3 tRNA genes are annotated in these 502 nt (G+C 44.6%); all 3 read right to left on the reverse strand.

Annotated elements, in window-relative coordinates:
• Positions 1-2: 2 nt before the first annotated feature.
• The 3 genes from AYW75_RS18415 to AYW75_RS18425 all read right to left on the reverse strand — a co-directional run bounded on the left by AYW75_RS18415 (position 3) and on the right by AYW75_RS18425 (position 502).
• Positions 3-76, reverse strand: a tRNA-Arg gene (locus AYW75_RS18415).
• 10 nt (positions 77-86) lie between these two features.
• Positions 87-176: transfer RNA gene (locus AYW75_RS18420), tRNA-Ser, on the reverse strand.
• A 249-nt stretch (positions 177-425) separates the two neighbouring features.
• Positions 426-502 (reverse strand) — tRNA-Arg (locus AYW75_RS18425).

Below are 502 nucleotides of genomic sequence, written 5' to 3' on the forward strand. Positions count from 1 at the left end.
GGTGCATCCGGGAGGATTCGAACCTCCGACCGCTCGGTTCGTAGCCGAGTACTCTATCCAGCTGAGCTACGGATGCACATTTAAAATGGCGGAGAGCGAGGGATTCGAACCCTCGATGAGTTTCACCCCATACTCCCTTAGCAGGGGAGCGCCTTCGGCCACTCGGCCAGCTCTCCGTCAATGCAGAGTATTATGATTATTCATAACACTAAACGCAACCCACAATTATTCATAAAATGAAAAAAATTTAACAAAAACAATTAGAAGGGCAGAGAGAAACAAAAACAGAAGGGCAGAGAGAAACAAAAACAGAAGGGCAAAGAAGAGTAGAAAACTACGAAAGTTTTCAGTCAAAATACTTAATGAATTAAAAGAAATATATGATGAAGAATAACATCGAGAAAAACATAGGAAAGAAGTAGTAGTGGTGCATCCGGGAGGATTCGAACCTCCGACCGCTCGGTTCGTAGCCGAGTACTCTATCCAGCTGAGCTACGGATGC

This window comes from Marinomonas atlantica, from assembly GCF_001639725.1.
Lineage (GTDB): Bacteria > Pseudomonadota > Gammaproteobacteria > Pseudomonadales > Marinomonadaceae > Marinomonas > Marinomonas atlantica.